Origin of the sequence: Arthrobacter sp. zg-Y179 (assembly GCF_020907345.1) — a bacterium.
Classification (GTDB): domain Bacteria; phylum Actinomycetota; class Actinomycetes; order Actinomycetales; family Micrococcaceae; genus Arthrobacter_B; species Arthrobacter_B jinronghuae.
This window is the reverse complement of the sequence record NZ_JAJJOB010000013.1, coordinates 68,961-85,342: the sequence shown is the minus strand read 5'-3', so window position 1 is coordinate 85,342 and position 16,382 is coordinate 68,961. Positions and strand designations below refer to the sequence as shown.

Annotated in this window: 13 protein-coding genes; 6 read left to right on the top strand and 7 right to left on the bottom strand. The window is 65.2% G+C overall.

All coding sequences use genetic code 11. From position 1 onward, the window contains the following. Nucleotide 1: 1 nt before the first annotated feature. The 3 genes from LOC56_RS14680 to LOC56_RS14670 are packed head-to-tail and all read left to right on the top strand — an operon-like array spanning nt 2 to nt 2,749. The gene (locus LOC56_RS14680) at nt 2-1,117 is read left to right on the top strand and encodes a hypothetical protein (RefSeq protein ID WP_229953017.1); all 1,116 of its coding nucleotides are present in this window, start codon (nt 2-4) and stop codon (nt 1,115-1,117) included. Nucleotides 1,118-1,147: 30 nt separating this feature from the next. Then, a complete protein-coding gene (locus LOC56_RS14675; RefSeq protein WP_229953016.1) occupies nt 1,148-1,339 on the top strand; it encodes a hypothetical protein in 192 nt (63 codons plus the stop codon). A gap of 57 nt (nt 1,340-1,396) precedes the next feature. Next, nucleotides 1,397-2,749 carry a M1 family metallopeptidase gene (locus LOC56_RS14670; protein WP_229953015.1) on the top strand — a complete coding sequence of 451 codons (1,353 nt, stop codon included), beginning with the start codon at nt 1,397-1,399 and terminating at the stop codon, nt 2,747-2,749. Here the strand turns inward: LOC56_RS14670 and LOC56_RS14665 are convergent. From LOC56_RS14665 to aceA, 3 genes are all read right to left on the bottom strand, one after another. Then, entirely contained in the window at nt 2,746-3,453 is a 708-nt protein-coding gene (locus LOC56_RS14665; RefSeq protein WP_229953014.1) for a DsbA family oxidoreductase, read from the bottom strand. The two genes, LOC56_RS14670 and LOC56_RS14665, sit on opposite strands and share 4 nt — an antisense overlap. A gap of 131 nt (nt 3,454-3,584) precedes the next feature. Beyond that, complete coding sequence (gene aceB / locus LOC56_RS14660; protein WP_229953013.1) at nt 3,585-5,216, bottom strand: malate synthase A; 1,632 nt, start codon at nt 5,214-5,216, stop codon at nt 3,585-3,587. 91 nt (nt 5,217-5,307) lie between these two features. Continuing rightward, nucleotides 5,308-6,606: an isocitrate lyase gene (gene aceA, locus LOC56_RS14655; RefSeq protein ID WP_227924072.1), complete on the bottom strand. Its 1,299-nt coding sequence runs from the start codon at nt 6,604-6,606 to the stop codon at nt 5,308-5,310. A gap of 145 nt (nt 6,607-6,751) precedes the next feature. Here aceA and LOC56_RS14650 point away from each other — a divergent pair, with 145 nt between their 5' ends. Next, nucleotides 6,752-8,251, top strand: coding sequence for a helix-turn-helix domain-containing protein (locus LOC56_RS14650; protein WP_229953012.1), 1,500 nt, complete (start codon nt 6,752-6,754; stop codon nt 8,249-8,251). A 32-nt stretch (nt 8,252-8,283) separates the two neighbouring features. Then, nucleotides 8,284-9,168 carry a DNA-formamidopyrimidine glycosylase family protein gene (locus tag LOC56_RS14645; RefSeq protein ID WP_229953011.1) on the top strand — a complete coding sequence of 295 codons (885 nt, stop codon included), beginning with the start codon at nt 8,284-8,286 and terminating at the stop codon, nt 9,166-9,168. Between the two features lie 92 nt (nt 9,169-9,260). Here the strand turns inward: LOC56_RS14645 and LOC56_RS14640 are convergent, their stop codons facing one another. The 3 genes from LOC56_RS14640 to LOC56_RS14630 all read right to left on the bottom strand — a co-directional run bounded on the left by LOC56_RS14640 (nt 9,261) and on the right by LOC56_RS14630 (nt 15,053). Then, nucleotides 9,261-13,106 (bottom strand): S8 family peptidase, encoded by a 3,846-nt coding sequence (locus LOC56_RS14640; RefSeq protein ID WP_229953010.1) that lies wholly within the window; start codon nt 13,104-13,106, stop codon nt 9,261-9,263. Nucleotides 13,107-13,460: 354 nt separating this feature from the next. Continuing rightward, the gene (gene thiD, locus LOC56_RS14635; RefSeq protein ID WP_229953009.1) at nt 13,461-14,306 is read right to left on the bottom strand and encodes a bifunctional hydroxymethylpyrimidine kinase/phosphomethylpyrimidine kinase; all 846 of its coding nucleotides are present in this window, start codon (nt 14,304-14,306) and stop codon (nt 13,461-13,463) included. Nucleotides 14,307-14,399: 93 nt separating this feature from the next. Further along, on the bottom strand, nt 14,400-15,053 hold the full coding sequence (locus LOC56_RS14630) for a TetR/AcrR family transcriptional regulator (protein ID WP_229953008.1): 654 nt from the start codon (nt 15,051-15,053) through the stop codon (nt 14,400-14,402). Between the two features lie 190 nt (nt 15,054-15,243). On the opposite strand from LOC56_RS14630, the gene LOC56_RS14625 reads away from it, so the two are divergent. Further along, nucleotides 15,244-15,978 (top strand): queuosine precursor transporter, encoded by a 735-nt coding sequence (locus LOC56_RS14625; protein WP_229953007.1) that lies wholly within the window; start codon nt 15,244-15,246, stop codon nt 15,976-15,978. Nucleotides 15,979-16,009: 31 nt separating this feature from the next. Here the strand turns inward: LOC56_RS14625 and LOC56_RS14620 are convergent, their stop codons facing one another. Further along, entirely contained in the window at nt 16,010-16,234 is a 225-nt protein-coding gene (locus tag LOC56_RS14620; protein ID WP_229953006.1) for a hypothetical protein, read from the bottom strand. Nucleotides 16,235-16,382 lie beyond the last annotated feature (148 nt).

The following is a 16,382-nucleotide window of genomic DNA, read 5'->3' as shown; positions in this document are numbered from 1 at the left end:
GTTGACTCGTGCACGCCGTCTCGGGCTTGCGGCAGCTGCAGGGCTGCTTGCTGCCCTTTTCCTGCCTGCTCTGCCCGCGGCCGGCGCGGAGCAGGAGCACGATCCCTGCGCGAGGCTCAACGCGGGGGAAGTCCGCTACTCCGTCCGTGAAGCCAAGCGTGTCACTTTCGCGACGGCGGAAAAGTACGGAGCTACGGAAACCCGCCTCACGGGCTGCGTTTTCGAGGACGGGGCCTATGTACAGGAATGGCAGTCCTGGGGTTTCAGCGGCCGCAACGGCTTTGCGCCCCCGGGCAGCATGTGGGAGAACACCCTGTATTCACCGACCGGGTCCTTCAGTTTCACCGAGGCGCTCGGCCGCAGCAACCCGGGCACGGAACTGGAATATCACGAGCTGAAACCCTCCTCTCGGTGGGGCGGGAAGCACGGGGAGACCTATAACCAGTACTTCGAAGGGGAAGGTCAGGGAGGAGACGAGAACCTTTGGCGGTACATGGAGCAGGGCCTCTATGAGCAGGCAGCCGTGATCAACTGGAACCGCCCGCCGGATATGCCGACCCGGCAGGGTGCCTCCTTCGCCATCTTCTTCCATGCCGGGTACGCACCAACGTGGGGTTGCATTTCCACGGACCTGGCCACGGTCACACGGTTGCTTCGCGGGGCCGTTCCGGGCGACCGCATCGTTATGGGGACCGTGGAGGACGTCTTCACGGCGTCCACTGCCGCTTCCGACGCTGCCGTTTCCGCTGCGGCCCGGGCAGAAGAGAAGGCAGCGGCCGTCGAACACAGGTTGGAAACGCTGACTCGCACGCTGATGACCCTCGGTGTGCTGGCGGCTCTGGGGCTGTTGATCCGGCTGGCGTTCAAGCGGGCCGGGCGCCAACGGAAGCCGCGGGGCTCTCCGCCGAGCGCTGACTCATTCGCCAAGACGGCGGCGTCGGACCGGCAGGCTGCGGCAAGGCCACGGACCCATACGGGGTGGTCCCCGCCGGCGGAAATCCCCCCGGCAGGCGCATCCCGGCCGCTGGACCCGTCGCTGGATTCGCCGGTGGATTCACGGCTGGACAGTGAGCGTGAAAGGAAACCGCGGGAGGACGTTTCTTCACGCAAGCCCTGATGCGTTAGCGGTGTCGCTTAGAATTTAAGGGTGAACCAGACACCTGCCGCCGACGGGACAGCCTGGATGGACCCCGACGCAGCGGATGAGGGCAGGTTGCTGTACGAGGAACGCGCGGCACTGCTCCCAGGATTGTGGATGCCCCCGGCACCCGACTGGGAGGACCTGTCTGAAACGGACCGGCAGCGGTGGCGCCAATACGCCCAGGACGCTGAAAGCTAACGCCGGTTCCGCTAGCTACCCGTGGCGAAATTGCCGCGCCGTGTCAGGATGTCCGCCATGTGGCAGACCGGATCCCACCACCAACATCAGCACCAGACGCCCGACCCGTATACGCCCGCGTCCGGTTCCACGGACCTGAGCATCAACGAATATGACCTGACACTGGATTACGACGTCGGCTCCAACCGGCTGAAGGGGCAGGCGCGCCTTGCCGGCTCCGCCCTGGTCGACACCGAACAGCTCACCCTGGACCTGGACCGGCCGATGCGGGTGGAAGAAGTCCTGCTTTGGAGCGACGGAACTCCGGTGGACGTCCGTTCCTTCCGGCAGCGACGCGGCAAACTGGCGATAACGCCCAGCCGGGACCTGAAGGCCGGTGGCACCTTTCGGCTGAGCATCCGGTACCGGGGCAAGCCGCGCGCGGGCAACGGCCTGTGGGGCGATATCGGCTGGGAGGAATTGACCGACGGCGCCCTCGTTGCGGGACAGCCGACGGGCGCTCCGTCCTGGTTTCCCTGCAATGACCTGCCTGCGGACAAAGCGCGTTATCGGATCAGCGTGACGGTGGAGTCCGGCTACCGGGTGACGTGCAACGGAGAGCTGGTCTCCCACGAAGACCGCCGCGGCCGGGAGACCTGGGTCTTCGAACAGCCCGAACCGATGTCTACCTACCTGGCCACGGTTCAGATTGGCCGGTACGAATGCCTGGATCTGCCGGGCGACGTGCCGCAGTTCGTCGTCGCACCCCCGTCCCTGAGCGACCGGGCGCGGGCCGCGTTGGCCCGGCAGGACGCCATGATGACGTTGTTTGCCTCCCGGTTCGGGCCCTATCCCTTCGGCCGGTACACGGTGGTGGTGACCGATGACGAGCTGGAGATCCCTTTGGAGGCGCAGTCGGTGTCCGTCTTCGGGCGCAACCATCTGCGGTCGGCCGTGGCATCGCTGGTGGCCCACGAACTCGCGCATCAGTGGTTCGGCAATTCGGTCACGGCCGGCAAGTGGCGGGATATCTGGCTGCACGAGGGCTTCGCAACCTACGCAGAGTGGATGTGGGCAGAGGCGGCCGACGGCGCCGGCAGCGACCAGCGGGCCGCGGCCGACCTGGAGTGGCTGCAGCACCAGCGGCAGGACCTGCAGCTGGCAGATCCCGGGCCGGCGGCCATGTTCGACGAACGGGTTTACCGGCGCGGAGCGTTGACCCTGCACGTCCTCCGGCACAGCGCCGGCGACGGAATCTTTTATGAGCTGCTGCAGGAGTGGACGCAGAAGTACCGGCACAGTTGTGCCGGTACCCCCGAATTTCTGGATCTCGCCGACAAGGCATATGCCTCCGCCGGTGTTTCGGCCAGCGGCCTTCTGGGGCCGTGGCTGTTCGAGCCCTTGGTCCCGGAGGCTCCTTTCCGGGCCTAGCAGCCGTCAGGTCCGCAGGCAGGTCCGTCCGCGGACTCCGGCGTTAGGCTGATCAGGGGGTGCGATTCCTGCCAGGCCTGTTCCAGGGCGGAGGCAAACAGATCGGCAGGCTGCGCACCGGAAATGCCGTACTTGTCGTCGAGCACGAAGAACGGGACGCCGCTGATCCCCAGCGACCGGGCCCGGGCAATGTCAGCATTGACGGCGTCGGCGTATTCGTCAGTGGCCAGCACGGCCTTCACCCGGTCCGCGGACAGCCCGATGCCGGTGCCGATCTGCACCAGGTCGTCGGCGGACCCGATGTTCATGCCCTTTTCGAAGTGGGCCGAAAGCAGCGCTTCCTTGGCGGCGTCGGCGGCCTCGAGCCCGCCTTCCGCCTTGGCCAGGTGGATCAGGCGGTGGGCGGAGAAGCTGTTGGCCACCACGAGGGAGTCGTAGTCGTAGGACAGTCCCTCGCCGGCGGCCTGGACGGTTACCTGGTCCAGCATGCCGGCGAGCTGTTCGGGGTCGATGCCCTTGCGCTCGCTGAGGTACTCGACCTCAGTGCCGTCAAAGTGGTCGGGCAGGGACGGGTCCAGCTGGAAACTGTGCCAGTGGACTTCCACCTCGTCCCGGTGCGGGAAACGGGCGAGGGCGGCCTCGAAGCGGCGCTTGCCGATGTAGCACCACGGGCAGGCAATGTCGGACCAGATATCAATCTTCATATCGGGTGCAACGCGCAAAGGGCCGGGAGCCATTCCCGCGGTGCCCAACGAATTGAACATCTGCGGTAATGATTCCCGGCCCTTGCTGAAGCGGATACTGAAGCGGCATCCGCCTCGCCGCCCCCAAGCGGCTATGCCGTGGCCAGCTCCTGCGATTCATGCAGGAAGCGGGCGTAGGCAGGCACGGTGAGGAAGGTGGGGAAATGCTCCCCGCAGGCAACTTCCTCAAAGAGTTCGCGGGCGTCGTCGAAGCGGTCGCCCTCGAAGCGCTGCAGGCCCGTGAACTCCTCGTCGAGCAGTTCCTCCACCCACTCGTGAGTCACGACGTCGCCCTCGTCGGTCAGCGCCGAGCAGTGGATCCACTGCCAGATCTGCGAGCGGGAGATTTCCGCGGTGGCGGCGTCTTCCATCAGGTTGTTGATGGCGGCCGCACCGTTGCCCCGCAGCCAGGACTCGATGTAGCGGATGCCCACCTCGATGTTGCTGCGGATGCCGGCCTCGGTGATGATGCCGGGCGTGGAAGCGATATCCAGCAGCGCCTTGTCGTTGGGCACCACGTCTTCGCGGGTCTTCTCCAGCTGGTTGGGCCGGTCGCCGAGCACCCCGTCGAACACCTCCATGGCCACGGGGACCAGGTCCGGGTGCGCCACCCACGATCCGTCGAAACCGTCGCCGGCCTCACGGGTCTTGTCGGCGCGCACCTTCTCCATGGCGACGTCGTTGGCTGCGGCATCCTTGCGGTTCGGGATGAAGGCGGCCATGCCGCCGATGGCGTGGGCGCCGCGGCGGTGGCAGGCACGGACCAGCTGCTCGGTGTAGGCACGCATGAACGGTGCGGTCATGGTGACCATGTTGCGGTCCGGCAGTACAAACCGGGGTCCGCGGGTCCGGAAGTTCTTGATGACCGAGAAGATGTAGTCCCAGCGGCCGGCATTCAGGCCTGCAGCGTGGTCCCGCAGTTCGTAGAGGATTTCCTCCATCTCGAACGCAGCGGTGATGGTTTCAATCAGGACCGTGGCGCGGATGGTTCCCTGCGGGATGCCGAGCAGGTCCTGGGCCAGGACAAAGATGTCATTCCAGAGCCGCGCCTCGAGGTGGTTTTCAATCTTCGGCAGGTAGAAGTAGGGGCCGCGGCCCTGGGAGATCAGGCGCTGGGCGTTGTGGAAGAAGTACAGCCCGAAGTCCACGAGGCCGCCGGCGATCGGGGTGTTGTCCACCAGCATGTGCTTTTCCGGCAGGTGCCAGCCGCGGGGGCGCACCACGATGGTGGGCAGCTCGGTGAGGGAGGCACCCTGCACCCGGTATTCCTTGCCCTCCGGGGAGGTGAAATCGATGCGGCGGTCCAGGGCGTCGCGCAGGTTCAGCTGGCCGTTGATCACGTTGGACCACGACGGCGTGGAGGAGTCCTCCATGTCCGCCAGCCACACCTTCGCGCCGGAGTTCAGGGCGTTGATGGTCATCTTCCGGTCCACCGGTCCGGTGATCTCCACCCGCCGGTCCTCCAGCCCCGGAGCCGTGGGCGCCACCTGCCAGGAGTCATCCTCGCGGATGTTCCGGGTTTCGGGCAGGAACGTCGGGTCCGCACCGTTGGAAATCTGCGTCCGGCGGGCCTGACGCTGCTGAAGGAGTTCCTGCCGCCGGGAGGTCGTGGCCCGGTGCAGCGCCTTGACGAAGTCCAACGCCTGCGGGGTGAGGATTTCCTCCTGCCGCCGCACTGCGGGAGCGGTGAGGGAAATGCCGTTCAGGGTGATCGGGTCATTCATGGCGTTCTCCTTGTGGTCTTTCAAAAACTGTGGCGGTGATGCCGCGGGGGCGCCGCTGCAGATGCAGCCGGCGCCCCCGCAGGACCGGGGTTTAGTGGAACTGGCTGGACTCCGTGGAACCGGCCAGGGCCAGGGTGCTGCCTTCGGGGTTCAGCGCCGTGGCGATCGCGTCGAAGTAGCCGGTGCCGACCTCGCGCTGGTGCTTCGTGGCGGTGTAGCCGCGGGACTCGGAGCCGAACTCCTTCTCCTGCAGTTCCACGTAGGCGCTCATGCCCGAGCGGGCATAGCCGTGGGCCAGGTCGAACATGGAGTAGTTCAGGGCGTGGAAGCCGGCCAGGGTGATGAACTGGAACTTGAAGCCCATGGCACCGAGTTCGCGCTGGAACTTGGCGATAGTCTCGTCGTCCAGGTGCTTCTTCCAGTTGAAGGACGGCGAGCAGTTGTACGCCAGCATCTGGTCGGGGAATTCGGACCGGACGGACTCGGCGAACTTACGGGCCATCTCCAGGTCCGGCGTGCCGGTTTCCATCCAGATCAGGTCCGAGTACGGGGCGTAGGCCTTGGCCCGGGCGATGCAGGGCTCAATGCCGTTGCGGACCTTGTAGAAGCCTTCCGCGGTGCGCTCGCCCGTGATGAACTCCTGGTCCCGCTCATCGACGTCGGAAGTGATTAGTGTGGCTGCCTCGGCGTCGGTGCGGGCAATCACCACGGTGGGCGTGCCGGCGACGTCGGCCGCGAGACGGGCGGCGTTCAGGGTGCGGATGTGCTGGCCGGTGGGGATGAGGACCTTGCCACCGAGGTGGCCGCACTTCTTCTCCGAGGCAAGCTGGTCTTCCCAGTGCACGCCCGAAGCGCCCGAGGTGATCATGGCCTTCATCAGTTCGTAGGCGTTCAGCGGGCCGCCGAAGCCGGCTTCGGCGTCAGCCACGATCGGCACGAGGTAGTCCTCGACGCTCTGGATGCCTTCGGCGAATTCGATCTGGTCTGCGCGCAGCAGGGCGTTGTTGATGCGGCGGACCACGGTGGGAACCGAGTTGGCCGGGTAGAGGGACTGGTCCGGGTAGGTGTGGCCGGAGTTGTTGGCATCGGCGGCTACCTGCCAGCCGGAGAGGTAAATGGCCTTGAGCCCGGCCTTGACCTGCTGGACGGCCTGGTTGCCGGTGAGGGCGCCCAGGGCGTTGGTGTAGCCGTCATCGCCGGCGTTGCGCAGCTGGTCCCAGAGCTTTTCGGAACCGCGGCGGGCCAGCGTGTGCTCTTCCTGGACGCGGCCGCGCAGCTTCACGACGTCGTCGGCGGTGTAGTCGCGCTCGATGCCGTCCCAGCGGGGGTTGGTCTCCCAGTCGGAAGTGAGCTGTTCTGCTGTGGGGGCGGTGAACTGGTCCTGGCTCATGCTTTTATCTCCTTGAAATCATTCATTCGTTCCGGTCCGCTTCAAACCGGAATTTCCTGCTGTGAACTAAGCCTGTGCCAACAACAACCCCTCTTCTAGGGTTTTCCTATGGAAAGAAATGCGATTCTTCGCGTAATCTGAAAATGTGACGCCTACTACATGGAATAGACCCGCTCCTGACTCTCCGAAGAGCGGATTGGGGCCCGACGCCGAGCGCACGCTGGACGTGATTAGCCTCGGCCGCCGCGTGCGGCACCTGCGCAAGGCCAAGGGCATGACGCTCGATGACCTGGGTGCCGCCGTCGGAACCGTGGCGTCCCAGCTGTCCCTGATCGAGAACGGCAAGCGGGAGCCGAAGCTCGGGATGATGCAGGCGCTGGCCGCTGCGCTGGATGTCAGCATCGATTCCCTGCTGGGCTCGGAGCCGCCGAGCCGGCGTGCCGCGCTGGAAATCGAACTCGAGCGGGCGCAGCGCGGCCCGCTCTATGCTTCCCTGGGCCTGCCCAAGGTGCGGATCGGTTCGCGGCTGCCCATCGACGTCCTCGAATCCCTGGTGGGGCTGCAGGCCGAGCTCGAGCGCCGGCTCAACGAGCAGGTAGCCACACCCGAGGAAGCGCGCCGGGCCAACGGTGAACTGCGGGCCATGATGCGCGAGCGGAACAACTACTTCCCCGAATACGAGGCCGAGGCGCAGAAGGTGCTGGATTCGGTGGGGCACACGTCCGGTCCGCTGTCCCAGCACGTGATCGCCGATATTGCGGCGCACCTGGGCTTCAGCCTGCACCACGTCAACGACCTGCCGCACTCCACGCGCTCCGTCACCGACCTGAAGAACCGGCGCATCTACCTGACCCAGTCACAGCGTTCGGACCACGATCCGCGGTCGGTGCTGCTGCAGGCACTGGGGCACTACGTGCTTCAGCACCAGACGCCCAGCAGCTACGGGGAATTCCTGGGCCAGCGGGTGGCCACGAACTACTTCGCCGCCGCGCTGCTGCTGCCGGAGAAGGCCACGGTCGAGTTCCTGCAGCGGGCCAAGGCCGCCAAGGAAATTGCCGTGGAGGACATCCGTGACGCCTTCGCGGTGTCCTATGAAACCGCTGCGCACCGGTTCACCAATCTCGCCACCGAGCATTTGGGCATTCCCACCCACTTCCAGAAGGTGCACGAGAGCGGCATTGTCTACAAGGCCTACGAGAACGACGGCGTGACGTTCCCCGCGGACCACACCGGCGCCATTGAGGGCCAGCCGATCTGCCGGTACTGGACCTCCCGGGAAGTCTTTTCCGTGCCGGACCAGTTCAGTGCGTTCAACCAGTACACCGACACTCCGGCCGGCACCTACTGGTGCACGGCCCGCACGGAGCGCGGATCGGCAGGCAAGTTTTCGCTCAGCATCGGGGTGCCGTACCAGCACGTGAAATGGTTCCGGGGCCGGGACACCACGGAACGTTCCAAATCCCGCTGTCCCGATCCGGACTGCTGCCGCACTCCTCCGGGGGAGCTGGCATCCGAGTGGTCCGGCTTTGCCTGGCCGAGCGCACGGGCGCATTCGCACCTGCTGGCTGCCCTGCCGCCCGGCGCCTTTCCCGGCGTGGACGAGACCGAGGTGTATTCGTTCCTGCAGGCGCATTCGGAGCAGTGACGCCACCACCGCACCGCCGTTAGGGTAGGGCCATGCCCGAGATGCCCGAAGTGCAGGGACTGGTTGATTACCTGCGGTCAAAGCTGCTCCCGCCCGATGCCCCCGCAATGATGATGGCCGACGTCGAAGTGCTGTCCTTTCCCGTGCTGAAAACAGCCGCAGTGCCGCTGGAAGAGCTCTACACGGGCCCGGTGTCCGACGTCGAACGCCGGGGGAAGTTCCTGGTGGTCACCGCCGGGGGAGCGCATTTGGTGATGCACCTGGCCAAGGCGGGCTGGCTGCGCTGGTCCGATGCGTTGAAGCCGGGACGGCTCCGTCCCGGCCGGGGAGCGATGGCACTGCGCGTGCGGTTCACAGCGGAAGACGCCTCGGCGCAGCCCGGCTTTGACCTCACCGAGGCCGGCACACGGAAATCGCTGGCGGTCTACGTTGTCCGGGACCTCGCGGACGTTCCGGGGATTGCCCGGCTGGGTCCGGAAGCCCTCGACGTCGACCCGGCGGCTTTCACGGAGCTGGTCGCCTCCCATCACGGCCAGATCAAGGGACTGCTCCGGGACCAGTCGGCTATCGCGGGGATCGGGAATGCCTACAGCGACGAAATCCTGCATGCTGCACATCTGTCTCCGTTTGCCATCGGCGCCAAGCTCCGCCCGGATGAAGTGCAGCGGCTGTTCGAAGCCATGGGCGCCGTCCTGGAATCTGCAATCGAGAATGCGTCCGGGCGTCCCGCGGCGGAATTGAAGGACTCCAAGCGGCAGGCCATGCGGGTGCATGCGCGGACCGGTGAGCCCTGCCCGGTGTGCGGGGATACCGTCCGCGAGGTGGCCTTCGCGGATTCCTCCCTGCAGTACTGCCCCACCTGCCAGACCGGCGGCAAGCTGCTGGCGGACCGGAGGATGTCCCGTCTGCTGAAGTAGTTTGGCGGCCGGTCTTCCGACCCAAAAAGCAGCGGGCCCAGGATTTCTCCGGGGCCCGCTGCTTTATTGGCTGGCTAGGTCAGCATGTTGTCCTAGCCGCGACCGCCGCCGTGGCCGCCGCCGCCGTTGCCACCCTTGCACTTCTGGGCTTCAAAGTGAGCCTTGTAGGTGGCCTTTTCAACCTTGCCCTTACCCGTGGAGGTGAGGGTTACGGTGACGTCGCCTGCCTTGATGGAGGACTGGCGGGTCTTGATGACCACCGACTTGCTCTTGCCCGGATCCAGCTTGTTCACCGTAGCGGTGCCGTAGTTGGACTTCACCACCACGTTGGCCTGCTTGGTCCCGGTGTTCTTGACCGTCACCGCTATCTCCGCTCCCGAACCCGAGCACTTGCTGACCGCGCTGACCGGATTGACCGGCGTCGGCTTCACAGTGGGCTTGGGCGTAACAGTGGGTTTGGGTGTCGCCGTCGGCTTAGGTGTAGCCGTCGGTTTCGGTGTCGTCGTGGGCTTGGGCGTGGCCGTGGGCGTTGCCGTCGGCTTAGGCGTGGCCGTGGGTTTCGGCGTGGCCGTAGAGGTAGGTGTCGGCGTCGGCGTCGGAACCACCTTGATCGGGACCACTTCCGCCTTGCCGCCGTCACCGTTGGTGCCGCTCAAGTCGCCGGTGGCGTTGTGCAGGTGCAGGAACAGCGCCTTGGCGTCGGTGTTACCCGCGCTGCGGGTGACATCGATCTTGCCGCCGTTGACGTCCGCAAACAGGCTGGCGGGCGTAGCGCCTGCGAAGGTCAATGCCGGGTTGGCCGCATCGAACGAGATGTACTCGGTGGTGTCGACAGGAACGCTCTCGCCCTGCTCATCCACGCTGTACGGGTTCCAGGTGGTGACCCGGTACCGCAACGGTGCCGATGCCGCGTTTACATCCAGGCCCAGGGCAGCTGCCGAAACCGGCAGGGTAACCGCATTGGTATCGAACGTGTTGGTATCAGTGCCGCCCTGGACGCCGTTGGCACCGGTCTGGTCCACCATTACCGGAGCAGCGCCGGGGGTCAAACGGTAAGTCGCAGCCAGGACCAGGTCCACGTCGGCCGCGCGGGAGGTGAAGGTGACGAAGTCCGGGACCGAGTCACCATTGGTGTCGATCTCCACGTCAATCTCGAATGCACCGCCCAGCATGGGCCAGTTGGCCCAGGTGCTGACGCCGAAGTTCACGACGGACGTCTGAAGATTGCCGCCGGCAGCCTTCAGCGCCGGAATCGTGGAAGATGCACCCACCGCTTGTACGTCCATGGCGTACATGGAATCCATTTTCACGGATTCCAGCCTCGGGCTCTGCGCGCCGAGGACCAAAGGCGAAACCAGGGACAGGTAGCGCGAGGCACCCGTGCCTTGGTGGAGTTCACGGCCCTGCAGGGTCACGGTGCTCTTCAACGCCTCAGAGTCAGCGAAGGCGATTTCCTTGCCCGCACTCATGTCCGAAGTAGGTTTCGGTGCCGAATAAACGGGAACCCGCAGGGTGGGTGTGCCATTGCCGGCAAACTGTACCCGGCCGGAAACGTCCGCCAGGAACTGCCGGGTAATGCTCAACTGGTCGGTTTCGGCAGCCGGATCAATGGTTTTGGTCAGTGCCGCCGGGTCGGAAATGCTCAGCGTAACGTCCACTGTGGCCTTGCCGTTGGCAGGAACACTCACCGAGGGGGTGGTGCTTATAACGACGCCGGGCATCGCGGACGCCTGCAGGTAGCTGACGTTGTAGGAGACAGGCCGGTCGGACTTGTTCTCCACAGTGACCTGCCGGGTCAGCACGAGGGCTTCCTTGCCGAGCTCCAGGACACCGAAGTTGACGCTGGTCAGGGCCGGATCCTCGGTGGCGTACGCGAGGACCTTGTTATTGAGCGCATCAAGGGTATCTACCCGGCCGGAACCGACCCGGTTGGGCCCTTGAACGGCACCGCTTGCAGTGAGCAGGTCATGCGTGGCGGTGTTCATGATGGCGGTCTTGACCTCGTACGGGTTCAAATCAGTAGCCGCGTAGAGCAGGGCCGCAATACCGGCCACGTGCGGGGTGGCCATGGACGTGCCGCTGCTGACTGCTGCACCGGTGCCGGAGCCCACGGCGGCTGAGCCGATCGCCGAACCCGGCGCCGCGACGTCGGGCTTCACGATTCCGTTGGAACCGTGCACTCCGCGGGAGGTGAACGGGCTGACGGTGTCCCCGACGCCCGAGGGGGCGCTGGAGGTGGCCATGTAGGCCGGCGACAGCTGCAGGGTCAGTGCGCCTGCTTCGGCGGCCGGACGCAGCCGGTCCGAGGATTCGGCATTGAGCTGGATGCCGGGAATGGCGGTGTTTCCGCCGATACCCGATTCAAAGACCGAACGCGGGGAATCGAGCACGACGCCGGTGGCTCCGGCGGCCTGGGCATTATTGAACCGGACCCCCGAACCGCAGGGGAAAGCACCGTTTTCTTCCCACTGGATCCAGACCCATTTACCCGTCAGGGAACCGGCCGGGAAGGCGTTGCAGCCAAAGCGGTTGTCTGCCGGAGCCATCACTACATCGCCGGTGAGCTGTGCTTCCGGAACTGCCGAGTAGTTGAAGTTGGAGGAGTACTGGCCGGCAACGGCTGCGGCCGGTTCGGTCGATCCGGCCGGGGCGAGGACGTCGGCGCGGTCGAGAGTGACCCGGGAACCGATGGTGCTGGCCACGGTCAAGGCCGACTTTGCGTTGCCCGGGGAACCGCCGATGTCATAGACGTCTCCGGCGTTGCCCGAAGCGACAACGGAAAGGATGCCCTGTTCGGTGAGCTTGTTGACGATGTCGTTTTCGGGATCGTCAACCGGGCTGTAGTCGGAGCCGAGGGACATGTTTACTACCTGGGCACGGTCCGAAAAGTCGCCGTCGCCGTTGGGGTCCAGCACGTAGTCCAGCGCCTGGCCGACCACCTCGGAGGAGCCTGCGCAGCCGAAGACCCGGATGCTCACGAGCTGGGCATCCGGTGCGGAACCGGGGCCGATCCGCATGGAATTGACCTGCTCCGCCGTGAGGGTGGAGTAGTCGCCTCGGAAGGCGGAGCCGTCGTTGTTGGTCCCGTACCCGGCGGCAGTGCCGGCCACGTGGGTGCCGTGCCCGCCGCAGTCGAGCGGATTCAGGTCCGGCCGGGGGACCGGCTGGTAAGTGGGGGAGGCGGGATCGGCATCGTAGTCATCGCCAACGAGGTCGTAGCCGCCAATGAACTTATTGGAATCAAGAAGGCCGCTCTCGGCCGAGGGAATGGTGGCCGAAGCCTGTGCTGCCTGGTAGGCCTCGATGGTGCCGGGGCCGCCGAAGTCGCTGTGGGTGTAGTCGATGCCGGTATCCAGGACGGCGATGGTGATGCCTTCTCCGGTCTGCTTGCGCTCCACCCACGTGTTCAGGGCCCGGGTGTCAATATCCGCGCCCTTGTTGTCGACGTGCTTCGGAACGATCTTGGTGATGCGGGCAACGTCCGAGCGGCCGGCCAGCTCGCGGATGGCCTCGGCGTCGCCCACGATGGCGGTGCCGGGGAGCGTGTTGGTGGTTGTGTAGAGGGTGCTCGCGGCAGCTTCCTGTGCCACTGATTCTGCCTGCGAAGTGATGTCGCTGCGGATCTCTTCGACCAGGGGCTTGTTCACCACCGGCTCCGCTTTTCCGTCCTTGACCTCTTCCGGCTGTGTCCGTTCAAAGGCGCCTTCGCCCGTGAACTGTACGTAAACCGAAACCTGGCCGGTGGCGTCCCGCAGGCTGGGGGACACTTTTTGTTCGGCGAACCGCTCGAGGGGGATGCCCTCGGTGAGTTCATTGCCGCCGGAAGGTGTCTCGGTGGCCTGCGCCGGCAGGCTCAGGCCGAGGCCCGCTGTGAGTGCGATCCCGGCGAATGCGGCAGTGAAAACCGCACCGGGTTTGTGATGGTTGGACGATCTCATTGGGCTCCTTGAACGTTCCGCCGAGCGCTACCGGCACGTCCAGGAGACAAATGCACGGCTGCTGACACACTGCGGCAGGTTTTCCGTTGTGCCTCCAACCCCCGTGAGGAGTGTCAGCGTGCACGTAACGGCCCCCAAACCAAGCAGCCGTAGGGTCACCATAGAGGAGCAAACGCGCAGTGCAAAGGTTGGTCTTAGTAATAGCGAATTACTTCATTGACCCTTGTTTTCTGGCAATTCAGGCTGTACGTTTCAGCGCCCGCGGGTCCAATAAACGCCGGAAGGAGCCGTCCCGTTGCCGGGACGGCTCCTTCCGTGATGCTTCTGGCTTGTTTTTTGTGCGGCCCGGCGCAGTTAGAGGGACGGGCCCTGGCCGGCGTTGCCCTGCCACAGGGCATCAAACGGTGCGTTGGAGGAAACGCGGTTGCGGATACCTTCGGTGACGAAGGCCTTTGCCGTCTTGGCCGCTTCCAGCGGCGTCGCGCCCTTGCCCAGTTCAGCAGTGATGGCCGCTGCGAGGGTGCAACCGGCACCGCTGACAGCCACCTCGCCTACCTTGGGCGCCCGCAGGACCTCCATGGTTTCACCGTCGTAGAAGACGTCGACGGCGTCGTCGCCTTCCAGCCGGACCCCGCCCTTGGCCAGCACTACGGCTCCGCTGGCTTCATGGATGCGGCGGGCTGCTTCCTGCAGGTCTTCCACGGTCTCAATGGAGTCCATGCCGGACAGGGACATGGACTCGAAGTGGTTGGGCGTAACGAAGGTGGCCAGGGGGAGGATCTGGGCCTTGAGCGCCTTGTCGGTGTCCAGTGCGGCGCCGGGCTCCTGGCCCTTGCAGATGAGCACCGGGTCCAGCACGAGGTTCTTCCAGTCCTGGGCCTGCAGCGCCTTGGCGACGACGTCGATGGTTGCCGGGGTGCCGAGCATGCCGATCTTGACCGTGTCGAGGTCATAGGCGGTCATGATGGCTTCGAGCTGGTCGGTAATGACCTGCGGGTCCACCGGGACGAACCGGTGGTTCCACGAATCGTTGGGATCGAAGGACACAATGCAGGTCAGGGCGGTGATGCCGTAGACGCCGAGTTCCTGGAAGGTCTTCAGATCGGCCTGGGCGCCGGCGCCGCCGGTGGCTTCGGAACCTGCGATGGTCAGCGTGACGGCCGGGGCTGAGGCCGCAGATGTGGATGTGTTTGCAGACATGGCTCCATCTTCCACCCAAAACGGCGGAACCGGCCACCCTTGCAAGACACGCTGTTACGGCGCGCCGTCGTCGTACCGCGCCGCCGCTGCGGGCTAACCGTCCCGGCGGGCGCCTCGGAGCAGGCGGACGATGTCTTCCAGGATGTTCCGGACCACCGGGAGCCGGGACAGGATCACGAGTTTGGCCACCAGCGGGGCCAGATTCGCGGCAAGCCGGTGGGACCTGCGCTGGCCGGGGGAGCGGTCATACACCCAGAAGAAGGTGATCCCCATATGCATCAGCCAGAGCAGTTCGGGCAGGTCGTCGCGGATGGCCACGGGCGGCTGCGGCCGGGCGGTCGACACCGCCTGCCGGAACATCGCGATGGATTTCCCCCGTCCGACGGCGTCGTCCTCCCTGCGGCTCGGCGACATGGCGTCGCGCAGGAAATGCGTGCCGAAGGCGTGGTACGGCTCCATGGTGGTCAGGCCCGTGGACAGAATGACCGCCAGGTTCTCGCCAAGGTTGTGGCCCTCGCGGATCTGCGGCAGTGCAAGCGAGCGGTGTTCGTCCTGGAGGGACCGGTAAAGCTCGTGGAGGAGGTCATCCTTGGAACGGAAATAGTAGTAGGCGTTGCCTACCGAAACGCTTGCCTCCTGCGCGACGGCGCGCATGGTGGTCTTTTCGTAGCCCTGTGAGGCGAAGAGGCGCAGCGCGGTGTCGATGAGGAGCCGGCGCGTCTGTTCGCTCTTGGCGGTGACGGCCAATGATGCTCCCTTTGCAGTATTTCCAGCGTTTAGTAGACCATTCTTTTGAACGTGTTCAAAATAGGGCGCGCGGCAGGAACTGACCGGGCATGGCAGAATGGAGGCGGCCCAATAGGGCCGCCCGGGGCAGCGGGCACAGTGCTAATACAGCCGGCGAAAGCCAGGCGAACCACTACCGGAACGGAATGCCATGGATACACAGCCACGGGCAGCTGTGAAAACTGCTGCAACTTATGCCTCCCGCGGGAGCTCGCAGTACGACCTGATCCTCACCCTGATGTGCGTCGTCATCGTCATTTCAAATATCGGCGCCACCAAGGGCGTGCAGTTTTCCCTTCCCGGCGGCTGGGACATTGTTACCGACGGCGGTTTCTTCCTCTTTCCACTCGCGTACATCCTCGGCGACGTGGTCAGCGAGGTTTACGGTTTCAAAGCCGCCCGCCGGGCCATCTTCACGGGCTTTGCGATGGCACTTCTCGCCGTCGCGAGTTTCGCGGTAATCATTGCCCTGCCTGGATTCACTGATGCCTACGGGCTGGAGAAGCAGGCCGCACTGGAAGTGGCGCTCGGTCCGGTCTGGCAGATTGTGCTGGCGAGCCTGCTGGGCTTCCTGGCCGGCCAGCTGCTGAACTCAATGGTGCTGGTACGGATGAAGGAGCGGTTCCGCGAGAAGGCGCTGGCCGGGCGGCTGATGGTCTCCACCGGTGTGGGGGAATTTGCGGACACCCTGATTTTCTGCGCCATTGCGGCTCCGGTCATCGGGATTACCGACGCCGGCGGGTTCTTCAACTACGTCCTGTTCGGCTTCCTCTACAAGACGCTCATCGAGTACCTTTTTGTGCCGGTCACCGCCCTGGTCATCCGGGTCATCAAGAAGCGCGAACCCAGCTATGTGGAGCCGGTGCTGGAGCCTGTCGCGGCGTAGGGACCGGTACCCCCGGGTTCGGTGCTCCCCGTCACTGACGCGATTCGTCGCGGCGTCCGCTGCTCCGCCGGGTCCCCATGAACATCAGAAGCGGCCCGAGGACGAGGGAAATGACGACGGTGATGATCGCTTGGGAGGGTGGCTTCCATACTGCGACCACCACCAGCGCCAGCAGCAGGGAGAGCGTAACGAGGATCTGGATGGTCCATCCAACAGTGCCGTGCCCGCGCCGCACTATCCCCCGCTTTTCCGCCATGCTGACCCCTTCGAATAGCCGTTGCAAGACCGCCATGCCTCCGCTCCGAGCCTAGCGGCAACCGGTCCTACCGCGCGGGGAAACGCCAATCAGGTCACCGGGCGAAATCCCTGCCAAGGTGTGCAAAGGTGGGGGAACGCCAGCATTT